Here is a 23,204-nt window from a genome sequence, read left to right as displayed (position 1 = left end):
CATGCTGCTGCCTAAGAGAAGCAAATACCGCCGTGTCCACCGTGGCCGCATGACCGGCCGGGCTATGCGCGGCAACACTGTGACCTACGGTGAGTGGGGCCTTCAGTCCACTGAGCCCGCCTGGATCACCTCCAACCAGATCGAGGCCGCCCGTGTGGCCATGACCCGTTACACCAAGCGTGGCGGTAAGGTCTGGATCAAGATCTTCCCCGACAAGCCCGTGACCAAGAAGGCGCTGGGTACCCGTATGGGTTCCGGTAAGGGCGCCCCTGAGTACTGGGTGGCCGTGGTCAAGCCCGACCGCGTCATGTTCGAGATCGCCGGCGTCAGCGAGGAGGTCGCCCGTGAGGCCCTCCGTCTGGCCAGCCACAAGCTGCCGGTGAAGTGCAAGATCGTCAAGAAAGAAGACGCCCCTGTAAGCGAGAAGGGTGGTGAAGCGTAATGAAGGCCAATGAAGTTCGTAAGATGTCCGCCGCCGAGTTGGAGGCGAAGCTGGGCGAGCTGAAGAAGGATTTGTTCAACCTCCGCCTTCAGCACGCCACCAACCAGCTGGATAATCCCGTGAAGATCGCTCAGGTCAAGCGGGATATCGCCCGAGTGAAGACCATCATCCGCGAGCAGCAGCTCGCCGGCCGATAAGGAGGAGTAGGAAATGAGCGAAGAGAAGCGTACTTCTTCCCGCAAGACCAGAGTCGGCCTGGTGGTCTCCGATAAGATGGACAAGACCGTTGTGGTGGCCATCGCCGACCGTGTGGCCCACCCCCTGTACAAGAAGATCGTCAAGAGAACGTACAAGCTCAAGGCCCACGACGAGCAGAACACCTGCGGCGTGGGCGACCGCGTGCGGGTCATGGAGACCCGGCCCCTCAGCAAGGACAAGCGCTGGCGCGTGGTCGAGATCATCGAAAAAGCGAAATAAGGAGGTGCTGGTATGATTCAGCAGGAAAGCTATCTGAAAGTCGCCGACAATACCGGCGCCAAGGAGATCAAGACCATCCGTGTGTTGGGCGGTTCCAAGCGGAAGTTCGGCAACATCGGAGACGTCATCGTGGCCTCGGTCCGGAAGGCCCAGCCCGGCGGCACGGTGAAGAAGGGCGAGGTGGTCAAGGCCGTCATCGTCCGCACCGCCAAGGGCATCCACCGTCCCGACGGCAGCTACGTCCGCTTCGACGAGAACGCCGCCGTCCTCATCCGGGACGACAAGAACCCCAGAGGCACCCGTATCTTTGGGCCGGTGGCCCGGGAGCTCCGGGACAAGGATTACATGAAGATCCTGTCCCTGGCCCCTGAAGTGTTGTAAGGGGGGTAGGAGAAGAACATGAACACTATGAGCATCAAGAAGGGCGATACTGTTATCGTTCTCTCCGGCAAGGACAAGGGCAAGCAGGGCAAGATCCTGGAGGCCATGCCCGAAAGCCGGAAGGTCATTGTGGAGAAGGTCAACGTGGCCACCCGTCACACCAAGCCCCGCAAGCAGGGCGAGCAGGGCGGCATCGTGAAGAAGGAAGCCCCCATCTACGCCTGCAAGGTCATGCGGGTGTGCCCCAAGTGCAATAAGCCCACCCGTCCCGCCAGCAAGGTGGGCAAGGACGGCAAGCGTGTCCGCGTCTGCAAGAAGTGCGGCGCTGAGATTTAAGAGAGGAGGAGAACCAAATGTCTGAGAAGAAAGTGCCCAATCTGAAGGCAAAGTACCAGGCCGAGGTGGCTCCTGCTCTGATGCAGAAGTTCGGCTACAAGTCTGTCATGCAGATCCCCCGCCTGGACAAGATCGTGGTCAACTGCGGCTGCGGCGAGGCCCGGGACAACGCCAAGGTGCTGGAGGCCGTTGTGGGCGATCTCACCAAGATCACCGGCCAGAAGGCCATCATCACCAAGGCCAAGAAGTCCGTGGCCAACTTCAAGCTCCGTGAGGAGATGCCCATCGGCGCCAAGGTCACCCTCCGGGGTGACCGGATGTGGGAGTTCCTGGATCGTCTGTTCAACGTGGCTCTGCCCCGTGTGCGTGACTTCCGGGGCATCAACCCCAACTCCTTCGACGGCCGGGGCAACTACGCTCTGGGCATCAAGGAGCAGCTGATCTTCCCCGAGATCGAGTACGACAAGATCGACAAGATCCGGGGCATGGACGTTGTGTTCTGCACCACCGCCAACACCGACGAGGAGGCCCGGGAGCTGCTGACGCTCATCGGCGCGCCCTTCGCCGCCCAGGCGTAAGGAGGGAATACCATGGCGAAAAAATCTATGATCCTCAAGCAGCAGAAGACTCCCAAGTTTTCCACCCGCAGCTACAACCGCTGCAAGCTCTGCGGCCGTCCTCACGCCTACCTGCGGGATTACGGCGTGTGCCGTATCTGCTTCCGCGAGCTGGCTTACAAGGGTCAGATCCCTGGGGTAAAAAAATCCTCTTGGTAAAATACCAAGGGGATTTCCCCGGTTATTTGAAAGGGCTCCACGACGGACAAAAGGTCGGAGCTGCCTAACTCCGATACCTTTCCGCCGGTACAGGCGAAAGCCTGTAACTCTATAAGGAGGTAAAACAGTATGCACATCACAGACCCCATCGCGGATATGCTCACGCGCATCCGCAACGCGAACAACGCCAAGCACGACACTGTGGACGTTCCCGCGTCCAACATGAAGAAGTCCATCGCGCAGATCCTGCTGGATGAGGGCTATATCAAGAACTACCAGCTCATCGACGATGGCACCCAGGGGATCATCCGCATCACCCTGAAGTACGCGCAGCCCAACAAGGAAAAGGTCATCACCGGCCTGCGCCGGGTGTCGAAGCCCGGCCTTCGGATGTATGCCGGCGCCGACGAGCTGCCCCGGGTCATCAAGGGCCTGGGCATCGCCATCGTTTCCACCAGCAAGGGCGTTATGACCGACAAGGCCGCCCGCGCCGCCCATGTGGGCGGCGAAGTCCTGGCCTTCGTGTGGTAAGGAGGGGAAGAGAGAATGTCTAGAATTGGTAGAATGCCGATCTCTGTCCCCGCTGGTGTGGACGTGAAGATCGAGGCGGGCAACGTTGTCACCGTGAAGGGCCCCAAGGGCACCCTCACCGAGCAGCTCAATCCCGCAATGACCATTAAGCAGGAGGGAACCGAGCTCATCGTGACCCGGCCTGACGACGCCAAGGAGAACCGGAGCCTGCATGGGCTTACCCGGAGCCTGCTGCACAACATGGTGGTGGGCGTGACCGACGGCTTCAAAAAGGAGCTGGAGGTCAACGGCGTAGGTTACCGTGTGGCCAAGGAGGGGACGAAGCTGGTGATGAACCTGGGCTTCTCCCACCAGGTCATTGTGGAGGAGAAGGACGGGATCACCATTGAGGTGCCCGATCCCAACCACATCGTGATCCACGGCGCCGACAAGCAGAAGGTGGGCCAGTTCGCCGCCGAAGTAAGAGAGAAAAGACCGCCCGAGCCTTACAAGGGCAAGGGGATCAAATATGCTGACGAGGTCATCCGCCGCAAGGAAGGCAAGACCGGCGTCAAGAAGAAGTAAGGAGGTGTGCTGTTATGATCAAAAGACCCGATACCAACGCTCAGCGGCTTAAGCGCCACAAGAGAGTGCGGGGGAAAATCTCCGGCACGCCCGAGAGACCCCGTTTGAACGTGTTCCGCAGCGAGACCAATATCTATGCCCAGATCATCGACGATGTCTCCGGCAAGACCCTGGTCTCCGCTTCCTCCCTGGATAAGGCCTTCGAAGGCTCCGGCTCCAACTGTGAGGCGGCCAAGAAGGTGGGCCAGATGGTGGCCGAGCGCGCCAAGGCCGCCGGCATCACCACCGTGGTGTTCGACCGGGGCGGCTACGTCTATCACGGACGTGTGGCGGCTCTGGCCGAGGGCGCCCGTGAGGGCGGCCTGGAATTTTAACGGGAGGAGGAAACGACATGGCTAACAGATTTGAAAAAGAGCAGAGCGAGTACAGCGAGAAGCTCGTGTATCTCAACCGTGTATCCAAGACCGTCAAGGGCGGTCGTGTGGCCAAGTTCTCCGCCCTGATGGTGGTTGGCGACGAGAAGGGGAATGTGGGCTTCGGCACCGGTAAGGCCGCCGAGGTTCCCGAGGCCATCCGCAAGGGCATCGAGGATGCCAAGAAGAATATGATCCACGTCAGTGTCTCCGGCACCACCATTCCCCACGAGGTCATCGGCATCTTCGGCGCCGGCAAGGTGATGCTCAAGCCCGCCCCCGCCGGTACCGGCATCATCGCCGGCGGCCCGGTGCGTGCGGTGATGGAGGCTGTCGGCATCCGGGATATCCGTGCCAAGTGCCTGCGCTCCAACAATCCCCAGAACGTGGTCTCCGCCACCTTCGAGGGGCTCAAGGCCCTGCGGACGCCGGAAGAGGTGGCCGCTGTCCGGGGCAAGACCGTGGAAGAGATCGTGGGTTAAGGAGGGCGGAAGAAATGGCTAATTTGAACATTAAACTGGCAAAGAGCCTGAACGGCCGCCTGGCCAAGCACAAGGCCACCGCCGAGTCTCTGGGTCTGCGTAAGATCGGCGATACCACCGTCCAGCCGGACAACGCCGCCACCCGCGGCAAGATCGCCAGCATCGGTTACCTGCTCCAGGTCACCGAGGACAAGTAAGGAGGAGCGAAACATGAATCTTCATGATCTTTCCCCCGTTGCCGGCTCCAACCCCAAGGCCTGGCGCAAGGGCCGGGGCGTGGGTTCCGGAAACGGGAAGACCGCAGGCCGGGGCCACAAGGGTCAGAAGGCCCGCTCCGGCGGCGGTGTGCGCATTGGATTTGAGGGCGGCCAGATGCCTCTGGCCCGCCGTCTGCCCAAGCGCGGCTTCAACAATATCTTTGCCAAGCGTTTGGAGGCCATCAACGTGGCTTCCCTGAACAAGTTTGAGGACGGCGCCACCGTCAATGTCTGCGACCTGCTGGAAAAGGGTATCCTTTCCAAGTGTGAGTTCGGCGTGAAGGTTTTGGGCAACGGCACTCTGACCAAAAAGCTGACCGTCCGCGCCAGCGCCTTCTCCGCCTCCGCCAAGGAAAAGATCGAGGCCGCAGGCGGAAAGGCCGAGGTGATCTGATTTGATCCAGACACTGAAGAACGCCTGGAAGGTGCCTGAGCTGAAGAGCAAGATCCTGTTTACCGTCTTTGCTCTGCTGATCTTCCGGCTGGGTTCTGCCGTCTATGTGCCCTTTATCAATACCGCCGGACTGACGGATTACCTGAACAACATGTCGGGTACCATCTTCGGCCTTCTGGGCACCATGAACGGTACCGCCTTCTCTGTGGCAGCTGTGTTTGCTCTGGGCGTGCAGCCCTATATCAACAGCTCCATTATCATCGAGCTGCTCACCGTGGCCATCCCCGCTCTGGAGCGGCTGGCCAAGGAGGGCGGCGAGGAAGGCAGAAAGAAGATCGCCGCCATCACCCGGTACACCACCGTGGCCATCGCCCTTCTCCAGGGCTTCGGCTACTACACCATCATCCGCACCCAGAACCTGCTCAACCTGAACGGCATGAACGGCGTCTGGGCCGGGATCGTGATCGTAGCCACCTTCGTGGCCGGCTCCGCCTTCGTCATGTGGCTGGGCGAGCAGATCACCGACAAGGGCATCGGCAACGGCATCTCCATGATCCTGTTTGCCGGCATCCTCTCCCGTATCCCCAGTATGATCAGCCAGATCTACCAGGGCGTGTACAACTCCATGCACAGCGTCAGCCACGAGCAGATGGTGGCCGCCGGCTGGACGGAGAACCAGATGGACAACTACTTTGAGCTGCCTGTCTGGGGCATCATCCTTCTCCTCATCGGCATGCTGGCCCTCATCGCCTTCGTGGTCTTCATCCAGAACGCCGAGCGGCGCATCCCCGTGCAGTACGCCAAGCGGGTGGTGGGCCGGAAGATGTACGGCGGCCAGTCCAGCCATATTCCCCTGAAGGTGAATATGTCCGGCGTGCTGCCCATCATCTTTGCCCAGTCTATCGCCTCCCTGCCCGCCACCGTATGTGCCTTCGCCGGCATCGAGGCGGCCAAGGAGCCCGGTGTGGGCGGCTTCTGGGAGCAGTTCCTGCGCATCTTTGACGCCAACGGCGCGGTGTACACTGTGGTGTACTTCCTGCTGATCCTGGCCTTCAGCTATTTCTATTCCACCATGCAGTTCGATCCCACGGAGGTGGCCAACAACCTGAAGAAGAACGGCGGCTTCGTGCCCGGCTTCCGGCCCGGCAAGCCCACTGCTGACTTCATCCACAAGGTGCTCAGCAAAATCACCTTCTTCGGCGCCATGTTCCTCTCCGTCATCGCCATTCTGCCTATTGTCACAGGCAACATCATCGGCGTCAGCGCCCTGAGCCTGGGCGGCACCTCCATCATCATCGTGGTGGGCGTGGCCCTGGAGACCAGCAAGGCGCTGGAGGCCCAGCTCATGATGCGTCACTACAAGGGCTTCCTTGAGTAAGGACGGGTGAGTTCGGATGAAGCTGATTTTCCTGGGCCCTCCGGGCGCCGGCAAAGGCACCCAGGCGGCCATTATCAGTAAAAAGCTGGGCATCCCCACCATCTCCACCGGAGATATGCTCCGCGCCGCCGTCAAGGCGGGCACCCCCACCGGCATGAAGGCCAAGACCTTCATGGATGCGGGCAAGCTGGTTCCCGACGAGGTCATCATCGGCATCATCGGCGAGCGGCTCGGAGAGAGCGACTGCGCCAAGGGCTATATCCTGGACGGGGTGCCCCGCACCATCGCCCAGGCTGAGGCGCTGGAGCACAGCGGCGTCGAGTTTGACCGGGTGATCTCCCTGGAAGTGGGAGACGAGGCCATCGTCAAGCGTATGAGCGGCCGCCGGGTGTGCGCCAAGTGCGGCGCCACCTACCATGTGGAGAGCAAGCCCCCCAAGAAGTCGGGGATCTGCGACGAATGTGGCGGGGAGCTCACCATCCGTTCCGACGACAAGGCGGAGACCGTCCGCGACCGGCTGGCGGTCTATCACAAGGAGACTGAGCCGCTGAAGGCGTTTTACGCCCAGCGTCTCAAGCTCCGCGAGGTGTCCGGCGACCAGGGAATGGACGCCGCCACCAAGGCTATTGAAGAGGCGTTGGCGTGATATGGACATGATCTCCATCAAATCCCCCGCCGAGATCGAAAAGATGCGTGCCGCCGGAAGGCTCACCGCCCAGGCCCGTAAGCTGGCCGGGTCCCTGATCCGCCCCGGCGTCACCACCGGTGAGATCGACCGGGAGGTACGAAAGTTCATTGAAAGCCACGGCGCCAAGCCGTCTTTCCTGGGCTACGGCGGGTTCCCCGCCTCCACCTGCATCTCTGTTAACGAGGTGGTCATCCACGGCATACCGGGCTCCCGAAAGCTGAAGGAGGGAGATCTGGTGAGCGTGGATGTAGGCGCCTATCTGGACGGTTTCCACGGTGACTGCGCCGCCACCTTTGCCTGCGGAGAGATCTCTCCTGAGGCGAAAAAGCTCATGGACGTGACCCGTCAGAGCTTTTTCGAAGGGGTGAAGCAGGCCAGAGTGGGCGGCCGGGTCTCCGATATCGGCCACGCCGTCCAGCAGTATGTGGAGAGCTTCGGCTACAGCGTAGTCCGCGATTTTGTGGGCCACGGTGTGGGGCGGAACATGCACGAGGCCCCCGAGGTGCCCAACTACGGCGCGGCGGGCCACGGCGCCCGGTTCCAGAGCGGTATGGTCATCGCGGTAGAGCCCATGGTCTGCGCCGGGGACTGGCGGGTGAAGGTGTTATCCGACAAGTGGACGACAGTCTCCGCTGACGGAAGCCTCACCGCCCATTACGAAAACACCATCCTCATCACCGACGGGGCGTGCGAGCTCCTGACCGTGGATGAGAACGGAGAGCCGGCCTGATGCACGATTATACAGGTTGGATCGTCCGCTCCACTGCCGGACGGGACAAGGACGAGGTGTTCTGCGTTGTGGGCGTCGACCAAGAGCGGCAGAGACTGCTGCTGTGCGACGGAAAACGGCGCAGGTTGGCACGGCCCAAGCTGAAAAAGCTGGGTCATGTGGAAGCCCTGACAGACGAAGGACGCCAGTATGACCATCCCGCCATAGAAAAGCTGAAGCAGGGCCAAGCCCTGACGGACAAAGAGCTGCGGAGGGCCTTAGCCGCTTTCCGAGCCAAGGAGGTTTGACGCTTTGGCAAAAGACGATATGATCGAGGTGGAGGGCGTCGTGGTGGAATCTCTGCCCAACACCACCTTCCATGTAGATATCGGTAACGGCCACATCATTTTGGCCCACATCTCCGGCAAGCTGCGGATGAACTTCATCCGAATCCTGCCCGGGGACAAGGTAACAGTCCAGATGTCGCCCTACGACCTCACCCGGGGCCGTATTACCTGGAGAACGAAGTAAGTGCGAAGCGCGGAGAGGTGGGCTGCGAGGGAGCTTGGACTGAAGTGAGGGCGAGCGATGGGGCCGCAGGCCCCAGAGACCAGCCCGAATCGGAGGGAAAGCAACCGAGCGACCAGCCCGCCTTGAAGCGTGACATAGCAAGTATCCAATCAACGACCGTACACGGTTCCAGCCTTGCCCTTCGGGCGCGCCTGGAACCGGGCGGGGCCATCAAGGCATTCACAAGGAGGTTTATCATGAAAGTAAGACCGTCCGTGAAGCCCATGTGCGAGAAGTGCAAGATCATCAAGCGCAAGGGCAAGGTCATGGTTATCTGCGAAAACCCCAAGCATAAACAAAGACAAGGTTAACAAGGAGGTGCTGAAACAGTATGGCTCGTATTTCTGGAGTTGATTTGCCGAGAGACAAGCGGATCGAGATCGGTCTGACCTATATCTTCGGCATCGGGCGCACCAGCGCCAACAAGATCCTGGCTCAGGCCGGGATCAACCCCGACACCCGCGTGAAGGATCTGACCGAGGCTGAGGAGGCCAAGCTGCGCGAGATCATCGGTCACAGCTACACTGTGGAGGGCGACCTCCGCCGCGACCTGGCCATGGACATCAAGCGGCTGACGGAGATCGGCTGCTACCGGGGCATGCGCCACCGCAAGGGCTTGCCCGTCCGGGGCCAGAGGACAAAGACCAATGCCCGTACCCGCAAGGGTCCGAAGCGCACGGTCGCCAACAAGAAGAAGTAAGGAGGGATAAGCAATGGCTGCGAATAAGAAAGTGGTGCGTCGTCGCCGCGAGAAAAAGAACGTTGAAAAGGGCCAGGTGCATATCCGCTCCTCCTTCAACAACACCATGGTGACCTGCACCGATATGCAGGGCAACGCCCTTTCCTGGGCGTCCTCCGGCGAGATGGGATTCCGGGGCTCCCGGAAGTCCACCCCCTTTGCCGCTCAGACCGCTGCCGAGACGGCCGCCAAGGCCGCCATGGAGCACGGACTGAAGACCGTTGAGGTCTATGTCCGCGGTCCCGGCCAGGGCCGTGAGGCCGCCATCCGGGCCCTCCAGGCCGTGGGTCTGGACGTGACCCTCATCAAGGACGTGACCCCCGTGCCCCACAACGGCTGCCGTCCGCCCAAGCGCCGCAGAGTGTAAGAAGGAGGAGAATCCAATATGGCTAAGAATATGCAGCCCATCGCCAAGCGCTGCAAAGCGCTGGGGATCTCCCCCGCCGCTATGGGCTATGACAAGAAGACCACCAACCGCAAGCCCAAGGCCAATGTGCGCCGGAAGCAGAGCGAGTACGCCACCCAGCTCCAGGAGAAGCAGAAGGTCAAGTTCGTCTACGGCATCCTGGAAAAGCAGTTCCACTCCTACTACGAGAAGGCCATGCGCCTGCCCGGCGAGACCGGCGAGAACCTGCTGGTTCTGGTGGAGCGCCGCCTGGACAACGTAGTGTACCGCCTGGGCTTCGCCATGACCCGCCGTGAGGCCCGTCAGCTGGTGAACCACGGCCACTTTACCGTCAACGGGAAAAAGGTCAACATCCCCTCCTATCTGGTGAAGGTGGGCGACGTGATCGAGGTCAAGGAGTCCAGCCGCCAGAGCGTGAAGTTCAAGCGCTTCGTAGGCGAGGACGCCATCATTGTCAATGTGCCCCAGTGGCTGGACAAGGAGAAGAACGCGCTCAAGGGCACCGTGACCAAGATGCCTGCCCGTGAGGACATCGACCTGCCCATCGAGGAGCACCTTATCGTGGAGCTCTACTCCAAGTAAGCCATACCCTCGCCCCAGCAACCGACCAAACAGGCGGCGTAGGTATGCCGCCCCATTGAAGGAGGGTAATGAATGGTTGAAATCGAAAAGCCCCGCATCGAATGTGAAGAGGCTGGCGAAGCCAGCTACGGCAAATATGTGGTAGAGCCTCTGGAGCGGGGCTACGGCACCACCCTGGGCAACGCCCTGCGGCGTGTCCTGCTGTCCTCTCTGCCCGGTACTGCGGTGACTTCCATCAAGATCAACGGGATCCAGCATGAGTTCTGCACCATTCCCGGGGTCAAGGAGGATGTGACCGAGATCGTCCTCAACGTGAAGTCCATTATCGCCAAGCTCCACAGCGAGGGCGTGAAGACGGTCTATATCGAGCAGAACGGCGAATGTGAGGTCACGGCCGGCGACATCAAGGCCGACGGCGAGGTGGAGATCCTGAACCCGGAGCTTCACATCGCCACCTTGGGCCCCGGCGCCAGCCTCAATATGGAGCTGACCCTGTCCCACGGCCGGGGCTATGATCCCGCTGAGCGCAATAAGAACGCCCAGACTGTCATCGGGGTCATTCCCGTGGATTCGGTCTACACCCCGGTAAAAAAGGTCAACTACACAGTGGAGAACACCCGTGTGGGGGATCGAACCGACTTTGACAAACTGACCCTGGAGGTCTGGACCAACGGCACCATCGACGCCCGTGACGCCGTGAGCCTGGGCGCCCGGATCCTGGTGGATCACTTCCTGCTGTTCACCGATCTCAGTGAGACCATGGGCAGCGCCTCCACCGTGGTGGAGAAGGCGGAGGCCCAGCGGGACAAGGTGCTGGAGATGACCATTGAGGAGCTGGATCTGTCCGTGCGCAGCTTCAACTGCCTCAAGCGGGCCAACATCAACACCGTGGAGGATCTCATCTCCAAGACCCAGGACGAGATGATGAAGGTTCGGAATCTGGGCCGCAAGAGCCTGGAGGAGGTCATCAACAAGCTGGCCATGATGGGCCTGAGCCTTGCTGATGACGACGCTAATAACTAATACACGCCGAGAGGAGTGAGAGAAATGCCCGCGATCCGTAAACTGGGAAGACCCACCGACCAGCGTATGGCCATGCTTCGTGCCATGACCACCTATCTGCTGGAGAACGGCCAGATCAAGACCACTGTTACCCGCGCCAAGGAGGTGGCTCCTCTGGCGGAGAAAATGATCACCCTGGCCAAGAAGAACGATCTGGCGGCCTATCGTCAGGCTTTGGCGTTTATCACCAAGGAAGACGTCGCCAAGAAGCTCTTTGATCAAATCGGCCCCAAGTATGCCACCCGCGACGGCGGCTATACCCGCATCGTCCGCATCGGGCCCCGCCGGGGCGACGCGGCCGAGATGGCCGTTGTTCAGCTGGTGTAAGGCTGGATCGATCCCAAATACAAAAAGCCCCTGTTGTATCCCCGAGCTTCCGGGGACACAACAGGGGCTTTTTCCCTGTCCAAAACTCCGCCGACAGGTGGACTTTTGTTAGAAGTTGTGCTAAAATAAATAAGTTTTAGTGAAACAAAAAGAGAGGAGGAGACTATATGCGCCGACGGCTCACAGCCATCCTTTGCGCGCTGGCCCTGCTGCTGCCTTGTCTGTCCGTTTCCTTTGCCGCGCAGGAGGGGGAAGCCCAGAGCCTGCGCTGCGCCGTGCTTTACGCCGGAGAGAGCCCAGACTGGCAGGACTCCTATTCCCATTTGGAGCAGTCCCTTCTCCTGAATCTCTCTGTCCAGGCTGTGAATGTGTCAGAGAACTATACGCTGGAGGGCTACGACCTGCTCTACCCTGACGAGAGCGTCATGGAAAGTCCCCGGGCCGACGCGCTCAAGGGAGAGCTTACCGCCTTCGCGGCGGCAGGGGGCGCCCTTTTCCTGGGAAATGAGTTTTATGATTTCCTTCCTCTGGAGGTCGTTGGCGCGGCGGAGTTCGTGAAGCTGGATCATTGCCCGGAGTTTTACATGCTGACCGCAGCGGAGGTGGAGGGCGACCTTGCCGAGCTTCAGGGCATCGTGATGGACTTCGCCTCGATTTATCCGTATTATACCGATTATGAGCGCTTGCGCGGCTGCGATTACGGCTACGCCATGCGCCCCGGTACCGCCCAGGCGCTGGTCAGCGAGGGTGACCTGGCTCTCTACACCATGAATCATTACGGTCAGGGCTGGGTCTTCTTCACCAACCCTCTGTTGCCCAATATCTACTCCGTGAACGGCTTCTCCCTGGAAAGCCGCAATGAGGCGCAGGTGTCCCTGGCCAGTTCCACCGCCAGCGCCAACCAACTCCTGCGCAACGCTTTTGCCGGATTTATCTCCAAGAAGAAGTTTGGCTATGCCCCCTACCGGGTCTTCGGGGTGCTGGGGCGGCCCTCTATGGCCTGGGAGCTTCACCTGGAGGATATCACCGGCATGAGCCTGAATACCGCCCGGCCTTTTATCGAGATGAGCCGTGAGGCAGGACAGATCCCCTCCTTTTCCCTCATCCGCAGCACCTACTATTGGCTGGAGCGGCGGGAGAGCGTCACCTATGTGCTGAACCAGGCCCAGAGCGGGATGGAGTTCCAGGTGGACTTGGACGAGAGCGTCTATTCCTCCGGCACCCATATCGCCGTGGGGGAGGAGGGGCAATGGCTCAGTCTGGGCGGCGTGGCCAACGCAGGCAGCTACTTTATCGACTACCCGGAGTACGACCAGCGGGCCTATCCCTACGCCGCCGACCTCAACGGCGACGGCCTTCTGGACTTGCTCTGCGGCAGCCTGGACGGCAATTTCCACTTCTATCCCGGCCAGGGCTATGATGGCTGGCTTACTTTGGGAACGGGAGTGAACCTTGCCGGCGCCGGGGGACAGGCCCTTCTGACCCCCGGCGGCTACTCCGCCCCCGTAGCATGGGATGTGGACGGAGACGGGATGTGGGATATTGTCGCCGGAGGGGGCGAGGGAAAGCTCTACTGGTACGCCAACCAGGGGGGCTTCCAGTTCCGGGACGAGGGCCTTATGCTGGACACCGGCCTCTCCGGCCAGGTCTTTCCCGATGTGGGGGACTGGAACGGAGACGGCTGTCCGGATGTCATGGTGGGCAGCAATGAGGGCGTGCTGCGGTTTTATCCCGGCAGCTCGCGGAAAAGTCTCCGGGTGTCCGCCTATCGGTACCGTGATCTGTCCGGCTGCCTGGGCGATATGGAAGGGGACTGGCTTGCCCCTCGCATGGTGGACTTTAACGGCGACGGCCGCATGGATCTGGCGGTGGGCACCTTCCACGGCTATGTGGCCCGTTATATCCAGAATGTGGCGGGAACGCTGGATTTCTGCGGTTATATCACCGCGGACGAGCCCAATTACAAGGGCAATCAAAACCTGAAATTCGGCAACAACTGCGTCCCCTTCTTTGCCGACGTCAACGGCGATGGCAGCCTCGACCTGCTGGCGGGCAGCCTGGAGTACGGTCTGCCCTATTCCATCGACGACCCCAATTTCCCCTACCGGGAGGCCCTTCAGGCCGAGGTGAAGGCGATTCAGGACTCGGGCAGCTACCTGGGGCTCCATTACTACACTAACGTCTCCGCCTCCCCAGAGCGGGAGGCCTATGAGCTTGCCAGCCACAAAAAAGCGCTGGAGAGCTATGGGGTGGACGTGTCCCGGATCGGCTGCAATCAGCACACCTGGCATCTGAGCGCCAACGACCAGACCCAGTCCTTTGACGCCATGTGGGAGGCGGGGCTGCTGTGGAACTCCGGCTTTGAGCCCGCCCGCTCTGCCGCCACCCCCCAAGTCAGCGCCGAGAATGTGATGGCCCTGCCCTTCTTCCTGGAGCGGGAGGGGGAGAAGACCATCCTGCTGCAGAACTGTTCCACCTACACCTATGTAACGCAGCCCTGGGACAGCATCTCCGCCAAGTACGGCATGCCCACCTGTGTCTACTACCACTGCGACTGGCTCTTTATGCCCAATATCGCCGAGGAGGCCAGGGACAAGATAGAGCAGCTGCAGAACTTCCAGTATTCCTACCAATATAATTTTGTCCGGGAGGATCAGCTGATGCTGGCCACCGCCGCGGCCTACAACCTGACGCTGGACTGCCGCCGGGAGGGGGATCTGCTGACGCTCACCCCCGCCGGGGCAGAGAGGGACTTTGCCCTCTACGACGAGAACTATCAAAAGGCCGGCGGCGCGCGCATCAGCTTCAGCCAGAATGTGGACACCTCCGCTGTGAACACCGACGCCGATGTGTGGACATGGTTCAACGGAGAGTTATATATTGGGCTGAATAAGCCTAACAGTATTTACTTTAACGCCCCTCAGACCCCTGCCAACCACCTGACCCAGGTGAATCTCCCCGCCGTTATCACCCGGGGAGCGGATGGAGTCACCCGCCTGGAGTTCCAGGAGGGGGGCATGATGCAGGTCTGGCTGGACAGTCCCGCCCAGGTGCTCTCTGAGGGCTGGACGGTGGACAAAACCGGCAGGGTGCTCACCAAATTCGGCCCCGCCGAGACCTTGGAGCTTGTGTACTAAAAAAGGGGGAGAGCAGGATGAATTCCGCTGTGATGATGCTGGAGCGTACCGCGGCCCGGCTGGGGGACAAGACCGCCGTCCGGGACGAGTGGGAGAAGCTGACCTTCTGTGGGCTGAGGACGAGGGCCCTCTCCATCGCCGCCGGCCTTACCCAGGCCCGGGGGGAGAGGAAGGGGCTGCTGCCTGTGGTGGTGTACCTGCCCAAGAGCGCCGACGCCGTGGCCTGCTTTGCCGGGGCCATGTATGCCGCGCAGCCCTACGTCCCTGTGGCGGCGGACATTCCCATGCTGCGGCTCCAGAGCATTTTGAAGAGTCTGCGCCAGGGGTATATCATCACCTGCCCTGAGCTGGCGGGAAACCTGGAGGGGCTGGAACTGACTGGCTTCACAGTCCACCTCTCCCAGGACTTGCGCGCCTGCCCCCCGGATGACGTGGGGGCCATGACCCGGCTGGAGCGGGTCATGGACGTGGATCCCATCTACATCATGTACACCTCCGGCTCCACCGGCACCCCCAAGGGGGTCACCATCCCCCACCGGGGGATCCTGGACTATGCCCGGTGGCTTCAGGAGACCTTCCGTTTTGACGAGAAGACCGTGCTGGGCAACCAGTCGGCCTTCTATTTTGACAATTCCACCCTGGATATCTACACCATGATGTACACCGGCGCGGAGATGGTCATTATCCCGGAGGTGCTCTTCCGCTTCCCGGCCAAGCTGCCGGAGTTTATTGAGGCAGAGGGCATCAACGCTATCTTCTGGGTGCCCACGGTGATGATCTCGGTGGCCAACTCCGGCATTTTGGCGGAGAGGGCCATGCCCGGGCTGGACAAGATCCTCTTCTGCGGTGAGGCCATGCCCAACCGGCAGCTGAACATCTGGCGCAGGTGCCACCCCAAGGCCCTCTATGCCAATCTCTACGGCCCCACCGAGATCACCGACGTGTGTACCTGCTACGTGGTGGACAGGCCCTTTGCCGACGCCGATCCCCTCCCCATCGGACTTCCCTGCCGGAATATGGGGGCGGTGGTGCTCACCGAGGAGGGGCAGGAGGCGGCCGTGGGAGAGATCGGGGAGCTGTGCATCCTGGGCAGCGGCCTGGCCCTGGGCTACTGGAACGCCCCGGAGCTGACAAGGGCCGCCTTCGTCCAGAATCCCCTGTGCGCCGACTATGACCAGCGGATGTACCGCACCGGCGACTTGGCCTACGTCGCGGAGGACGGACTTCTCATGTTCGTGGGCCGGAAGGACTCCCAGATCAAGCTCCGGGGCAACCGCATCGAGCTGGGGGAGATCGAGACCGCCTGCAAGACCCTGCCCGGGGTGGAGAACGGCTGCGTTCTCTTCGACGCTGAGAAGCAGGAGATCGTCCTCTTTCTCCAGACCAGGGAGGCCCTGGTTCTGCGGAAGGTGAACCTGGAGCTGCGCAAATGTCTGCCGGCCTATATGCTTCCCGGCCGGCTGGTGTGCATGGAGGCCCTGCCCCAGACCCCCAACGGGAAAATAGACCGGGTGAAGCTGAAAAGCACCCTTTGAAAGGAAGGATCGGCATGAACGACATCCAGCAGGCCATCTATGACTTTATCAAGGAGCGGTTTGAGATCGGGGACGACCCCGATTTTACCCCCGACGTCCACCTCTTCGATTCCGGCTTCGTGGATTCTCTGGGGGCCATTGAGATCGTGGACTTTGCCGAAGAGCACTGGCACATCGAGATCACCCAGCGGGATTTGACCCTCTACCCCATGAACACGGTGGAGGAGATCGCCGCTGTGGTGGCCGCCAAGGTGTAATATGGCACGGATCCGGGTGGCCGGGGCGGAGGATATGCCCGCCCTGCTGAAGCTCTATGAGGCCCTCTATGCCGGGCTGAAGGAGCAGGGACTGCCCTTCGACCTGGACAGGGAGGGGCTGGAGGCCATGGTGAAGACCATGGCCCGCTCCAAGCTGTGCTTCTTGGCGGTGGCCGAGGAGGAGGGGGAGCTGGTGGGCTTCCTCTGCGCCGGGGTGGCGCGGATGGATCGGAAGCTGTCCTATCAGGGAAGCGGCGTCATAGGACTGATCCACGACCTCTATCTGATCCCATCGGCCCGGGGCAAGGGCCTTGCCTCCGGGCTGCTGGACAGGGCGGAGGCGTGGATGGCCCAGGCCGGAGCCCCGGTGGCGGAGTGCCAGGTGGTCTGGGGCAATGAGCTGGGCGCCGAATTTTGGGCGCGGCGGGGATACGCCCCCGTGAGCGTCACCAGAGCCAAGACTTTGCCGGGGAAGGAAGAGGGCCATGTGGTTTCTGCAAACTGACACACTGCTGGCCGTTATCGCCTTTTCCCTGGCTCTGGGTCTTTTACGGAAAGCGCTGCCGGCCCGGGCCATAGCGGTCATTTCCCCCCTGGCCTCCCTGGCGGTCATCGCCTGGATCAGCCCGTCCCTGGCTCTGTTCAGCGCCCTCTACGCGTTGGCGGGATTGGCTTTGGCGATGGTTCTGGAGAGGATGTCCCAGGGGAAAAAGCCCTGCTTTCCCTTTTTTTGCCTTTTGGCCATCCTGCCCTTCCTTCTCAGCCGGGCCCCCGCCCTGGGGCTGGAGCTGAAGCTGCCCTTTGAGACGGTGGGGCTGACCTTCCAGATGCTGAAGGTCATAGATGTGTTTTACTATGTCTATTATGGCGGCGAGGGGGTAAAGCCGGCGGCCTACTTCGGCTATCTTTTTTATCTGCCTGTCTTTACCGCCGGGCCCCTGTTCCGCTACCGGGATTATCTGCGCGCCGGCGAAAAGCCCCTGACGCTGGATGTGGCGGAGCTGACGGCGGACGTCAAGCGGATCATTCGGGGCCTTTTCAAGAAGGTGGTGCTGTGCCGCCTGGCGGTGGAGGCCATGACCTTCCTGACAGGACAGACCCTGCGCCTTCCCCTGTGCCTTCTCATCGTGGCGGTGAGCTGGCTGATCCTGTGGCTGGACTTGTCCGGGTACAGCGACGTGGCCATCGCTCTGGGGCGGCTGGGGGGACTGGACACCCCGGAAAACTTCAAAAAGCCTCTGCTCGCCCCCAGCTTTACCCAGTTCTGGCGCAGCTGGCACGCCACCCTTTCAGACTGGATCCGGGAGCACATCTATGTGGTGGTGGCAAAGAAGAAGCTGAGCCGGAAAGTCTCGGCCGCCATCGCCTTTTCGACCATGGTGGTCATGGCCCTGTGGCACGGCTTCAATCTTCCCTATCTGCTGGCGGGGTGCTATAATGGAGCCCTGCTGGCCCTTGAGAACCTGCTGGGGCTCACCACCGTAAGCCGAAAAAAGACGAAAAAGAGCGTGCTTTTTTTCCGGTGTGTGCTGGTCAACTTCCTCTTTGGCCTTAATACCCTGGTGTTTACGCTGCCCGCCGAGACAGTCCCGGCAGTCCTCCGGGGCTTCCTGACGCTGTAAGGAGGTGGGGCGGATGAAGAAGATAGGGACGTTTTTCCGCCGGGGCGGGGCCTTTTTGCTCACCCTGTGCCTGCTTGCGGCGGGCCTGGACGCCGCCCTGACCCGGAGCAAGGTCATTGAGAGAAGCGACCTTTTCAATCACAACGATTTTGAAAAGACCATCCTGTTTCACGAAGGGCAGGAGGTCTACGACAGGATCTTCTACGGCAACTCCGTGGTCATCTCCTCCTATGTGGAGTGGGCCTCCGATTCCGGGTATGCCAACTTCGGCATTGATTACGGGGTGATGACCGACCTGCGGGATATGCTCAAGCGGGGGGATATCACCGTCACGCAGGACATTGTGCTGGGGCTGAACTACTTCGTCTTCTATGACGGAATGGACACCAACCCCACCTACCCCTGGCACCGGGGCGTTTTAGAGCCCTACCTCTACTTTCAGCGTGACCGGCTCCAGGCCCTGGGCCGGAGCGCCTGGGAGAGCTTCCAGGCCGGCGGCGCTTTGGAGCTGCCCCGGTATGAGGAGTACTACAAGTTCATGTACTCCGGCGTTCTGGACGAGCAGGCCATGGCCGAGAAGGTGGCCACCCACCGGGAGCTGTACTGGGGCCTGGGGCTGGAGCACTACCAGGAGAACCTGGAGGCCCTGGAGGAGGTCATCTCCCTCTGCGATGAGAGGGGGATCCGTCTGCGGGCGGTGTGGCTGCCCTGGAACCCGTCGGTGCCCATGCCGGAGGGCCCCGCCAAGGTGCGGCAGGCGGCAGACCAGATCATGGAGCGGGCGGGCGTCCAGGTGCTGGACATGGAGCAGGGCCTGGCGCTGGACTGCTTCCACGATGTGGGACACCTGAATATGGAGTATGGAGCGTTCGTATTTACGGAGGTGATGGATCCATGGCTGAACTCATAAAGCGGCTGCACCGGCTGAGCCTGACTCTTCCGGGGCAAATGGCCGCCGCTGTGGTCTATCTGGCCATGCTCTGCGCTGTGGCGGTGTTCTTCACCGGCCACGGAGAGTTTATCTACGAGGGCTTTTAAGACCTGAAAAAGAGAGAAAGGGGGAGCGGGATGGAGAACAAACGGCAGGCCGGCGGCAAGCGGCTGGAGCAGAGAAAATATAATCCATGGGTCTGGCTGACCACCTTGTTTCTGGGCCCCCTGGCCATTCTGCTGTGCGTGCAGACCATCACTTTCGCCTCCCTTTTCAAGGCCGTGGGCTGGCTGTTCGGCCATCTGGGGGCGGGGTTTTTGTGCTACCTGGCCCTTTTGTGCGCCATGATCATCATTCTGGCGCTCATCTGGAAGATCTGGAGCGCCTTTCTCATCCTGGCCATCCCGTCGGTGACCCTTGCGGTGGTGAACCGGATGAAGGAAAGCCTTAACGGCGCCCCTCTGACGCTGAGCGATTTCGCCCTGGTGGGAGAGGCGGATGCGGTGGCCGGTTTTGTCACTCCCCAGTTCAGGATCGGCATGGGCGTCTGGGTGGGACTGCTCCTGGCGGTGCTGGGCATCCTGGCCGCCGGGAAGATCGGCTGGCGGCCCAAGGAGCTCACCCCCCGGTGGTCGCTGCGGAGAAAGGTCATTGGGGTCACGGCGGTGCTCCTGGCGGCGGTGATGTTCCTGCCTGCACTGTTCTACCTGGGCCCCAAGGGGGAGTCCCAGGCGGAGCGCAATGAACGGCTGGGGCTTCTGGGGGGCATGTACAGTGCCGTTTTGAACCGGGCCTTCCGGAAGGACGATTACAACAAAGAAGAACTGGACAAGCTCCTGGAGGAGATGGGCCAGTCCCCCTCCCCCCAGCCTTCGGAGGCCGCCGCCCCGGAGCCCACCGAGACCCCGGAGCCGGTAGTGCCCAATGTGATCCTGATGATGTCGGAGAGCTTTTGCGACCCCACGGTGGTGCTGCCGGGGGTGGAGTTCGCAGCCGATCCGGTGCCCTATTACCACGACCTTGCCTCCAAGTGGCCTAGCGGGGAATTTTACTCCAACACCTATGCCGGCGGCACCGGCAGCGTGGAGATGGAGGTCTTTACCGGCATCCCCATGGCCTTTTTGCGGGAGGGAGAGGACTTGACCAACCTGCGGGGCACCGAGGGGGTCTACGACCGCCTGCCCTCCATCGTCAAGGCGTTTAAGGCCGCGGGCTATGACACCGAGTTCATCCACAACTACACCACCCGGCTCTATAACCGCTCGGACAATCTGCCCGCCGTGGGCTTTGACAAGATGACCTTTGAAGACGACTTCCCTGAGGATGCGCAGTGGGACGGGCCCTACCTGAAGGATATGGAGCTGACCAAGGCCATGATCCGGGCCTTTGAGGAGAAGGAGGAGGGCAAGCCCCTGTTCCTCTACGGCCTGACCATGGAAAACCACCAGCCCTATTATGGCGGCAAGTTCCCCCAGAGCTCCGGGCTGGAGCCCAGCAGCGACAAGCTCAGCGAAAGCGTACTGGGCACAGTGGACGCCCTGGTCTACGGCATCCATGCCGCCGACGAGGCCCTGGGGGCCCTCATCCAGTACTTTGAGACCCAGGAGGAGCCGGTGCTGGTGATCTTTTGGGGCGATCATCTGCCGGGGCTCTATGTGGACGACAACAACACCATCTACTCCCTGCTGGAGTATGTGCCCACAGTGGATACCCTCCAGTGGGACGCCCAGGTCATGAAGCGGATGCACACCACCCCGTTCCTGGTGTGGAACAACTATGGAGCGCAGCTGGAGGTGCCCGACATGACAGGCCCCAGCGCGCTGGGAAGCCACATTCTGGACTGGGCCGAGGTGCCCAAGCCCCTGTACTTCCAATGGGTGGATCAGAGCCTGGACACCATGCTCCTCTACCGCACCCGGCTCTATATCGACGACGAGGGCGTACCCTACAAAGAGCCCCCGGAGGAGGACAGGGCGGTGGTGGAGCGGTACCGCAGTCTGGTTTACGATATTATCTATGGCGACGGCGTGGTGGCCGGGGAGATGACCAGGACGGAGCCGAATCAATAATAGCAAGCGGAGGGGCCGGCCGCCATCGGCGGGCCCCCCCGCTTTTGCCCCCCCTGTGGGGTTGACTTTCCGGGCAAAATGTGGTAAAACTTTACGTGACACTTCAACACTTTTAACTGATAAAGTAAGGGGGAGACCCATGGAGGAGAGACGGGAGGAGACGCAGACGAAGGAGGAGCGCAAGGCCCAGGCGCTTCTGGAGGAGAAGGAAGCGGAGTCCCGGGTGCGCGTTTACAACGGCCCCATGGGGACGCTGCTCACCGTTTTGCTGTGCCTGTGGGCGGTGTTTCAGCTCTACTACAGCACAGTGGGCGTGATCAGCGCCATCAACCTGCGGGCCTTTCACTGTATCTTCCTGTTGTGCTTCACCTTTTTGCTCTACCCGACCTATAAAAAGGAGCGGCGGGTACGCAAGGCGCCGCCGGTGTGGGATCTCCTGCTCATGGGATTGACGGCGGCGGTGTTCGGCTATCTGATTTTGAACTATACCCGCATCGCCCAGAGCGGCGGCCGGCTGACGGACTTTGAGCTGGTCATCGCCGGGGTGGGGCTGCTGCTGGCCTTTGAGGCGGCAAGGCGGTGCTCCGGCAACCTGGCGGTGCTGGCCCTCATCTTCCTGGCCTACAACTGGTTTGGCAAGTATATCCCCGGCCGGCTGGGCCACAACGGCTTTAACCTGAAGCGGGTGCTCTCCACCCAGTTTTGGGGGACTCAGGGCATCCTGGGCACCGGCATCGGCGTCTCAGCCACTTACATTTTCCTCTTCGTGGTTTTCGGCGCCTTTCTCAAGTACAGCGGCTTTTCCAAATTTATCAACGACTTTTCCCTGACCCTGGTGGGCCAGACCCCCGGCGGCCCCGCCAAGGTGGCGGTGCTGGCCTCCGCCCTCATGGGAATGATCAACGGCTCCGCCATCGCCAATGTGGCCACTACGGGCACCATCACCATCCCCCTGATGAAGCAGACGGGCTACAAAAAGGAGTTTGCCGGGGCGGTGGAGGCGGTGGCCTCCACCGGCGGGCAGTTCTGTCCCCCCATCATGGGGGCGGTGGGCTTTGTCATGGCGGAGTTTTTGGGCATGAGCTACACCAAGGTGATGCTGGCGGCCATCCTGCCCGCCTTCCTCTACTATCTGGGCCTTCTCTTTGCCGTCCACTTTGAGGCCAAGCGGCTGGGGCTCAGCGGCCTTTCCAAGGAGAACATTCCCGACGCCATGAAGGTGCTCAAGGAGCAGGGACACCTGGTCATCCCCCTGGTGGTGCTCATTGCCCTGATGGCGGCGGGGTACACCCCCCTCTACGCCGCCGTGATCGCCATTTTCGCCACCGTGGCCGCCAGCTGGCTGCGCAGGGATACCCGGATGACCTGGGATAAGATCGTGGCCGCCACAGTGGAGGGGGCGCGCAGCGCGGTGAGTGTGGGCGTGTGCTGTGTCATCATCGGCGTCATCATCGGCACCGTGACCCTCACCAGCCTGGGGCTCAATATGGGCTACCTCATTCTGTCCATCGTGGACAACGGCAGCATCTACCTCACCGGTTTCCTGGTGATGATCATGTCCGCCATTCTGGGCATGGGCGTGCCCGGCGTGGCCGCCTACGTCATCGTCCAGGCGGTGGCGGTGCCGGTGCTTATCAAGGTGGGGGTGCTGGACATTTCCGCGCACCTCTTTTGCCTTATCTACGCCTGCCTTTCCAACATCACCCCGCCGGTGGCCATGAGCAGCTATGTGGCCTCGGGCATCGCCGGCTCCGACCAGACCAAGACGGGACTTTTGTCGGTTCGGCTGGGCCTCATCGGCTTCCTCATCCCCTTCTTCTTCCTGGACAGCCCTATCCTGCTCATCGGCGTAGACCCCACGGCCACCGTGTGGACTACGATCTGGGCGGCCTTTACCGCCTCGGTGGGCACGGTGGCCCTGGTGGGAGGATTGGAGGGCTGGCTGCTGCGCAGAAGCGCCTGGTGGGAGCGGGCAGTGCTGGTGGCGGTGGCGCCCCTGATGCTCTCCCCCGGCCACCTCACCGACGCCATCGGCTTTGCCCTGCTGGCGGCGGTGATCGCCCTCCAGTATTTTACCCGTCGTCCCGCGAGCCCTGCCAAGGGCGTCGCCTGACATAAAAGTTTTGTGAAAAAGGAGAA

At 61.3% G+C, this 23,204-nt stretch carries 33 protein-coding genes; all 33 read left to right on the top strand.

The features are described from left to right. Nucleotide 1: 1 nt before the first annotated feature. The 33 genes from rplP to NFR87_RS01700 all read left to right on the top strand — a co-directional run bounded on the left by rplP (nt 2) and on the right by NFR87_RS01700 (nt 23,178). On the top strand, nt 2-442 hold the full coding sequence (rplP, locus tag NFR87_RS01860; protein WP_251445516.1) for a 50S ribosomal protein L16: 441 nt from the start codon (nt 2-4) through the stop codon (nt 440-442). Next, the gene (gene rpmC / locus NFR87_RS01855; RefSeq protein ID WP_251445513.1) at nt 442-639 is read left to right on the top strand and encodes a 50S ribosomal protein L29; all 198 of its coding nucleotides are present in this window, start codon (nt 442-444) and stop codon (nt 637-639) included. Before rplP ends, rpmC begins: the two co-directional genes overlap by 1 nt. 13 nt (nt 640-652) lie before the next feature. Then, nucleotides 653-919, top strand: coding sequence for a 30S ribosomal protein S17 (gene rpsQ, locus NFR87_RS01850; protein ID WP_251445510.1), 267 nt, complete (start codon nt 653-655; stop codon nt 917-919). A gap of 12 nt (nt 920-931) precedes the next feature. Beyond that, complete coding sequence (gene rplN / locus NFR87_RS01845) at nt 932-1,300, top strand: 50S ribosomal protein L14 (RefSeq protein WP_251445507.1); 369 nt, start codon at nt 932-934, stop codon at nt 1,298-1,300. A gap of 18 nt (nt 1,301-1,318) precedes the next feature. Next, a complete protein-coding gene (gene rplX / locus NFR87_RS01840; RefSeq protein WP_251445504.1) occupies nt 1,319-1,636 on the top strand; it encodes a 50S ribosomal protein L24 in 318 nt (105 codons plus the stop codon). A gap of 17 nt (nt 1,637-1,653) precedes the next feature. After that, the gene (gene rplE, locus NFR87_RS01835) at nt 1,654-2,214 is read left to right on the top strand and encodes a 50S ribosomal protein L5 (RefSeq protein WP_277613115.1); all 561 of its coding nucleotides are present in this window, start codon (nt 1,654-1,656) and stop codon (nt 2,212-2,214) included. A 12-nt stretch (nt 2,215-2,226) separates the two neighbouring features. Continuing rightward, nucleotides 2,227-2,412, top strand: a complete 186-nt coding sequence (locus tag NFR87_RS01830; RefSeq protein WP_251445501.1) for a type Z 30S ribosomal protein S14 — start codon at nt 2,227-2,229, stop codon at nt 2,410-2,412. A 129-nt stretch (nt 2,413-2,541) separates the two neighbouring features. Then, nucleotides 2,542-2,943, top strand: a complete 402-nt coding sequence (gene rpsH / locus NFR87_RS01825) for a 30S ribosomal protein S8 (protein ID WP_251445498.1) — start codon at nt 2,542-2,544, stop codon at nt 2,941-2,943. 15 nt (nt 2,944-2,958) lie between these two features. After that, nucleotides 2,959-3,507 carry a 50S ribosomal protein L6 gene (gene rplF, locus NFR87_RS01820; protein ID WP_251445495.1) on the top strand — a complete coding sequence of 183 codons (549 nt, stop codon included), beginning with the start codon at nt 2,959-2,961 and terminating at the stop codon, nt 3,505-3,507. Nucleotides 3,508-3,521: 14 nt separating this feature from the next. Then, nucleotides 3,522-3,881 (top strand): 50S ribosomal protein L18, encoded by a 360-nt coding sequence (rplR, locus tag NFR87_RS01815; protein ID WP_251445493.1) that lies wholly within the window; start codon nt 3,522-3,524, stop codon nt 3,879-3,881. A gap of 17 nt (nt 3,882-3,898) precedes the next feature. Then, entirely contained in the window at nt 3,899-4,402 is a 504-nt protein-coding gene (gene rpsE, locus NFR87_RS01810; protein ID WP_251445490.1) for a 30S ribosomal protein S5, read from the top strand. Nucleotides 4,403-4,416: 14 nt separating this feature from the next. Then, nucleotides 4,417-4,599: a 50S ribosomal protein L30 gene (rpmD, locus tag NFR87_RS01805; RefSeq protein ID WP_251445487.1), complete on the top strand. Its 183-nt coding sequence runs from the start codon at nt 4,417-4,419 to the stop codon at nt 4,597-4,599. A 13-nt stretch (nt 4,600-4,612) separates the two neighbouring features. After that, nucleotides 4,613-5,053: a 50S ribosomal protein L15 gene (rplO, locus tag NFR87_RS01800; protein WP_251445484.1), complete on the top strand. Its 441-nt coding sequence runs from the start codon at nt 4,613-4,615 to the stop codon at nt 5,051-5,053. Nucleotide 5,054: 1 nt separating this feature from the next. Further along, on the top strand, nt 5,055-6,431 hold the full coding sequence (gene secY, locus NFR87_RS01795; protein ID WP_251445482.1) for a preprotein translocase subunit SecY: 1,377 nt from the start codon (nt 5,055-5,057) through the stop codon (nt 6,429-6,431). A gap of 16 nt (nt 6,432-6,447) precedes the next feature. Next, nucleotides 6,448-7,077: an adenylate kinase gene (locus NFR87_RS01790; RefSeq protein WP_251445479.1), complete on the top strand. Its 630-nt coding sequence runs from the start codon at nt 6,448-6,450 to the stop codon at nt 7,075-7,077. 7 nt (nt 7,078-7,084) lie between these two features. After that, the gene (gene map / locus NFR87_RS01785) at nt 7,085-7,849 is read left to right on the top strand and encodes a type I methionyl aminopeptidase (RefSeq protein WP_251445563.1); all 765 of its coding nucleotides are present in this window, start codon (nt 7,085-7,087) and stop codon (nt 7,847-7,849) included. Next, nucleotides 7,849-8,136 carry a KOW domain-containing RNA-binding protein gene (locus tag NFR87_RS01780; protein WP_251445476.1) on the top strand — a complete coding sequence of 96 codons (288 nt, stop codon included), beginning with the start codon at nt 7,849-7,851 and terminating at the stop codon, nt 8,134-8,136. Before map ends, NFR87_RS01780 begins: the two co-directional genes overlap by 1 nt. Before the next feature lie 4 nt (nt 8,137-8,140). After that, on the top strand, nt 8,141-8,359 hold the full coding sequence (gene infA / locus NFR87_RS01775) for a translation initiation factor IF-1 (RefSeq protein WP_251445473.1): 219 nt from the start codon (nt 8,141-8,143) through the stop codon (nt 8,357-8,359). A 236-nt stretch (nt 8,360-8,595) separates the two neighbouring features. Then, a complete protein-coding gene (rpmJ, locus tag NFR87_RS01770; protein WP_006573428.1) occupies nt 8,596-8,709 on the top strand; it encodes a 50S ribosomal protein L36 in 114 nt (37 codons plus the stop codon). Between the two features lie 20 nt (nt 8,710-8,729). Beyond that, nucleotides 8,730-9,098: a 30S ribosomal protein S13 gene (rpsM, locus tag NFR87_RS01765; protein ID WP_251445470.1), complete on the top strand. Its 369-nt coding sequence runs from the start codon at nt 8,730-8,732 to the stop codon at nt 9,096-9,098. Between the two features lie 13 nt (nt 9,099-9,111). Further along, complete coding sequence (gene rpsK, locus NFR87_RS01760; RefSeq protein ID WP_251445467.1) at nt 9,112-9,504, top strand: 30S ribosomal protein S11; 393 nt, start codon at nt 9,112-9,114, stop codon at nt 9,502-9,504. A gap of 18 nt (nt 9,505-9,522) precedes the next feature. Further along, nucleotides 9,523-10,125 (top strand): 30S ribosomal protein S4, encoded by a 603-nt coding sequence (gene rpsD / locus NFR87_RS01755; RefSeq protein ID WP_251445463.1) that lies wholly within the window; start codon nt 9,523-9,525, stop codon nt 10,123-10,125. A gap of 72 nt (nt 10,126-10,197) precedes the next feature. Continuing rightward, nucleotides 10,198-11,148 (top strand): DNA-directed RNA polymerase subunit alpha, encoded by a 951-nt coding sequence (locus NFR87_RS01750; protein ID WP_251445459.1) that lies wholly within the window; start codon nt 10,198-10,200, stop codon nt 11,146-11,148. 24 nt (nt 11,149-11,172) lie between these two features. Next, nucleotides 11,173-11,514, top strand: coding sequence for a 50S ribosomal protein L17 (gene rplQ, locus NFR87_RS01745; RefSeq protein ID WP_251445456.1), 342 nt, complete (start codon nt 11,173-11,175; stop codon nt 11,512-11,514). A gap of 167 nt (nt 11,515-11,681) precedes the next feature. Further along, nucleotides 11,682-14,651: an FG-GAP repeat domain-containing protein gene (locus NFR87_RS01740; RefSeq protein WP_251445453.1), complete on the top strand. Its 2,970-nt coding sequence runs from the start codon at nt 11,682-11,684 to the stop codon at nt 14,649-14,651. A gap of 17 nt (nt 14,652-14,668) precedes the next feature. Beyond that, the gene (locus NFR87_RS01735; RefSeq protein WP_251445450.1) at nt 14,669-16,186 is read left to right on the top strand and encodes an amino acid adenylation domain-containing protein; all 1,518 of its coding nucleotides are present in this window, start codon (nt 14,669-14,671) and stop codon (nt 16,184-16,186) included. Nucleotides 16,187-16,200: 14 nt separating this feature from the next. Next, entirely contained in the window at nt 16,201-16,443 is a 243-nt protein-coding gene (locus NFR87_RS01730; protein ID WP_251445447.1) for an acyl carrier protein, read from the top strand. Nucleotide 16,444: 1 nt separating this feature from the next. Further along, nucleotides 16,445-16,948, top strand: a complete 504-nt coding sequence (locus NFR87_RS01725) for a GNAT family N-acetyltransferase (RefSeq protein WP_251445444.1) — start codon at nt 16,445-16,447, stop codon at nt 16,946-16,948. After that, nucleotides 16,929-18,065, top strand: a complete 1,137-nt coding sequence (locus NFR87_RS01720) for an MBOAT family O-acyltransferase (protein ID WP_251445441.1) — start codon at nt 16,929-16,931, stop codon at nt 18,063-18,065. Before NFR87_RS01725 ends, NFR87_RS01720 begins: the two co-directional genes overlap by 20 nt. Before the next feature lie 13 nt (nt 18,066-18,078). Beyond that, a complete protein-coding gene (locus tag NFR87_RS01715) occupies nt 18,079-18,975 on the top strand; it encodes a hypothetical protein (RefSeq protein ID WP_251445438.1) in 897 nt (298 codons plus the stop codon). Then, nucleotides 18,960-19,103, top strand: a complete 144-nt coding sequence (locus NFR87_RS01710; protein WP_251445435.1) for a hypothetical protein — start codon at nt 18,960-18,962, stop codon at nt 19,101-19,103. Before NFR87_RS01715 ends, NFR87_RS01710 begins: the two co-directional genes overlap by 16 nt. A 30-nt stretch (nt 19,104-19,133) precedes the next feature. Then, nucleotides 19,134-21,065: an LTA synthase family protein gene (locus NFR87_RS01705; protein WP_251445432.1), complete on the top strand. Its 1,932-nt coding sequence runs from the start codon at nt 19,134-19,136 to the stop codon at nt 21,063-21,065. Between the two features lie 139 nt (nt 21,066-21,204). Beyond that, complete coding sequence (locus tag NFR87_RS01700; protein WP_251445429.1) at nt 21,205-23,178, top strand: TRAP transporter permease; 1,974 nt, start codon at nt 21,205-21,207, stop codon at nt 23,176-23,178. Nucleotides 23,179-23,204 lie beyond the last annotated feature (26 nt).

Origin of the sequence: Vermiculatibacterium agrestimuris (assembly GCF_943193085.1) — a bacterium.
Taxonomy (GTDB): domain Bacteria; phylum Bacillota; class Clostridia; order Oscillospirales; family Oscillospiraceae; genus Vermiculatibacterium; species Vermiculatibacterium agrestimuris.
The sequence above is the reverse complement of the archived record's forward strand: the minus strand, read 5'-3'. Positions and strand labels throughout refer to the sequence as shown.

Excerpts from the sequence above, each read along its gene's own strand:
- NFR87_RS01710 (WP_251445435.1), top strand. The coding sequence starts at position 18,960 with ATGGCTGAACTCATAAAGCGGCTGCACCGGCTGAGCCTGACTCTTCCG.
- rplX (WP_251445504.1), top strand. The coding sequence starts at position 1,319 with ATGAACACTATGAGCATCAAGAAGGGCGATACTGTTATCGTTCTCTCC.
- NFR87_RS01735 (WP_251445450.1), top strand. The coding sequence starts at position 14,669 with ATGAATTCCGCTGTGATGATGCTGGAGCGTACCGCGGCCCGGCTGGGG.
- map (WP_251445563.1), top strand. The coding sequence starts at position 7,085 with ATGATCTCCATCAAATCCCCCGCCGAGATCGAAAAGATGCGTGCCGCC.
- rpmD (WP_251445487.1), top strand. The coding sequence starts at position 4,417 with ATGGCTAATTTGAACATTAAACTGGCAAAGAGCCTGAACGGCCGCCTG.
- NFR87_RS01720 (WP_251445441.1), top strand. The coding sequence starts at position 16,929 with ATGTGGTTTCTGCAAACTGACACACTGCTGGCCGTTATCGCCTTTTCC.
- rplP (WP_251445516.1), top strand. The coding sequence starts at position 2 with ATGCTGCTGCCTAAGAGAAGCAAATACCGCCGTGTCCACCGTGGCCGC.
- NFR87_RS01715 (WP_251445438.1), top strand. The coding sequence starts at position 18,079 with ATGAAGAAGATAGGGACGTTTTTCCGCCGGGGCGGGGCCTTTTTGCTC.
- NFR87_RS01700 (WP_251445429.1), top strand. The coding sequence starts at position 21,205 with ATGGAGGAGAGACGGGAGGAGACGCAGACGAAGGAGGAGCGCAAGGCC.
- NFR87_RS01830 (WP_251445501.1), top strand. The coding sequence starts at position 2,227 with ATGGCGAAAAAATCTATGATCCTCAAGCAGCAGAAGACTCCCAAGTTT.
- rpsH (WP_251445498.1), top strand. The coding sequence starts at position 2,542 with ATGCACATCACAGACCCCATCGCGGATATGCTCACGCGCATCCGCAAC.
- NFR87_RS01790 (WP_251445479.1), top strand. The coding sequence starts at position 6,448 with ATGAAGCTGATTTTCCTGGGCCCTCCGGGCGCCGGCAAAGGCACCCAG.
- rplF (WP_251445495.1), top strand. The coding sequence starts at position 2,959 with ATGTCTAGAATTGGTAGAATGCCGATCTCTGTCCCCGCTGGTGTGGAC.
- NFR87_RS01730 (WP_251445447.1), top strand. The coding sequence starts at position 16,201 with ATGAACGACATCCAGCAGGCCATCTATGACTTTATCAAGGAGCGGTTT.
- NFR87_RS01780 (WP_251445476.1), top strand. The coding sequence starts at position 7,849 with ATGCACGATTATACAGGTTGGATCGTCCGCTCCACTGCCGGACGGGAC.
- rplQ (WP_251445456.1), top strand. The coding sequence starts at position 11,173 with ATGCCCGCGATCCGTAAACTGGGAAGACCCACCGACCAGCGTATGGCC.
- rplR (WP_251445493.1), top strand. The coding sequence starts at position 3,522 with ATGATCAAAAGACCCGATACCAACGCTCAGCGGCTTAAGCGCCACAAG.
- rplN (WP_251445507.1), top strand. The coding sequence starts at position 932 with ATGATTCAGCAGGAAAGCTATCTGAAAGTCGCCGACAATACCGGCGCC.
- NFR87_RS01740 (WP_251445453.1), top strand. The coding sequence starts at position 11,682 with ATGCGCCGACGGCTCACAGCCATCCTTTGCGCGCTGGCCCTGCTGCTG.
- rplO (WP_251445484.1), top strand. The coding sequence starts at position 4,613 with ATGAATCTTCATGATCTTTCCCCCGTTGCCGGCTCCAACCCCAAGGCC.
- rpsD (WP_251445463.1), top strand. The coding sequence starts at position 9,523 with ATGGCTAAGAATATGCAGCCCATCGCCAAGCGCTGCAAAGCGCTGGGG.
- rpsM (WP_251445470.1), top strand. The coding sequence starts at position 8,730 with ATGGCTCGTATTTCTGGAGTTGATTTGCCGAGAGACAAGCGGATCGAG.
- rpsE (WP_251445490.1), top strand. The coding sequence starts at position 3,899 with ATGGCTAACAGATTTGAAAAAGAGCAGAGCGAGTACAGCGAGAAGCTC.
- NFR87_RS01725 (WP_251445444.1), top strand. The coding sequence starts at position 16,445 with ATGGCACGGATCCGGGTGGCCGGGGCGGAGGATATGCCCGCCCTGCTG.
- NFR87_RS01750 (WP_251445459.1), top strand. The coding sequence starts at position 10,198 with ATGGTTGAAATCGAAAAGCCCCGCATCGAATGTGAAGAGGCTGGCGAA.
- rplE (WP_277613115.1), top strand. The coding sequence starts at position 1,654 with ATGTCTGAGAAGAAAGTGCCCAATCTGAAGGCAAAGTACCAGGCCGAG.
- rpsQ (WP_251445510.1), top strand. The coding sequence starts at position 653 with ATGAGCGAAGAGAAGCGTACTTCTTCCCGCAAGACCAGAGTCGGCCTG.
- rpsK (WP_251445467.1), top strand. The coding sequence starts at position 9,112 with ATGGCTGCGAATAAGAAAGTGGTGCGTCGTCGCCGCGAGAAAAAGAAC.
- rpmJ (WP_006573428.1), top strand. The coding sequence starts at position 8,596 with ATGAAAGTAAGACCGTCCGTGAAGCCCATGTGCGAGAAGTGCAAGATC.
- NFR87_RS01705 (WP_251445432.1), top strand. The coding sequence starts at position 19,134 with ATGGAGAACAAACGGCAGGCCGGCGGCAAGCGGCTGGAGCAGAGAAAA.
- rpmC (WP_251445513.1), top strand. The coding sequence starts at position 442 with ATGAAGGCCAATGAAGTTCGTAAGATGTCCGCCGCCGAGTTGGAGGCG.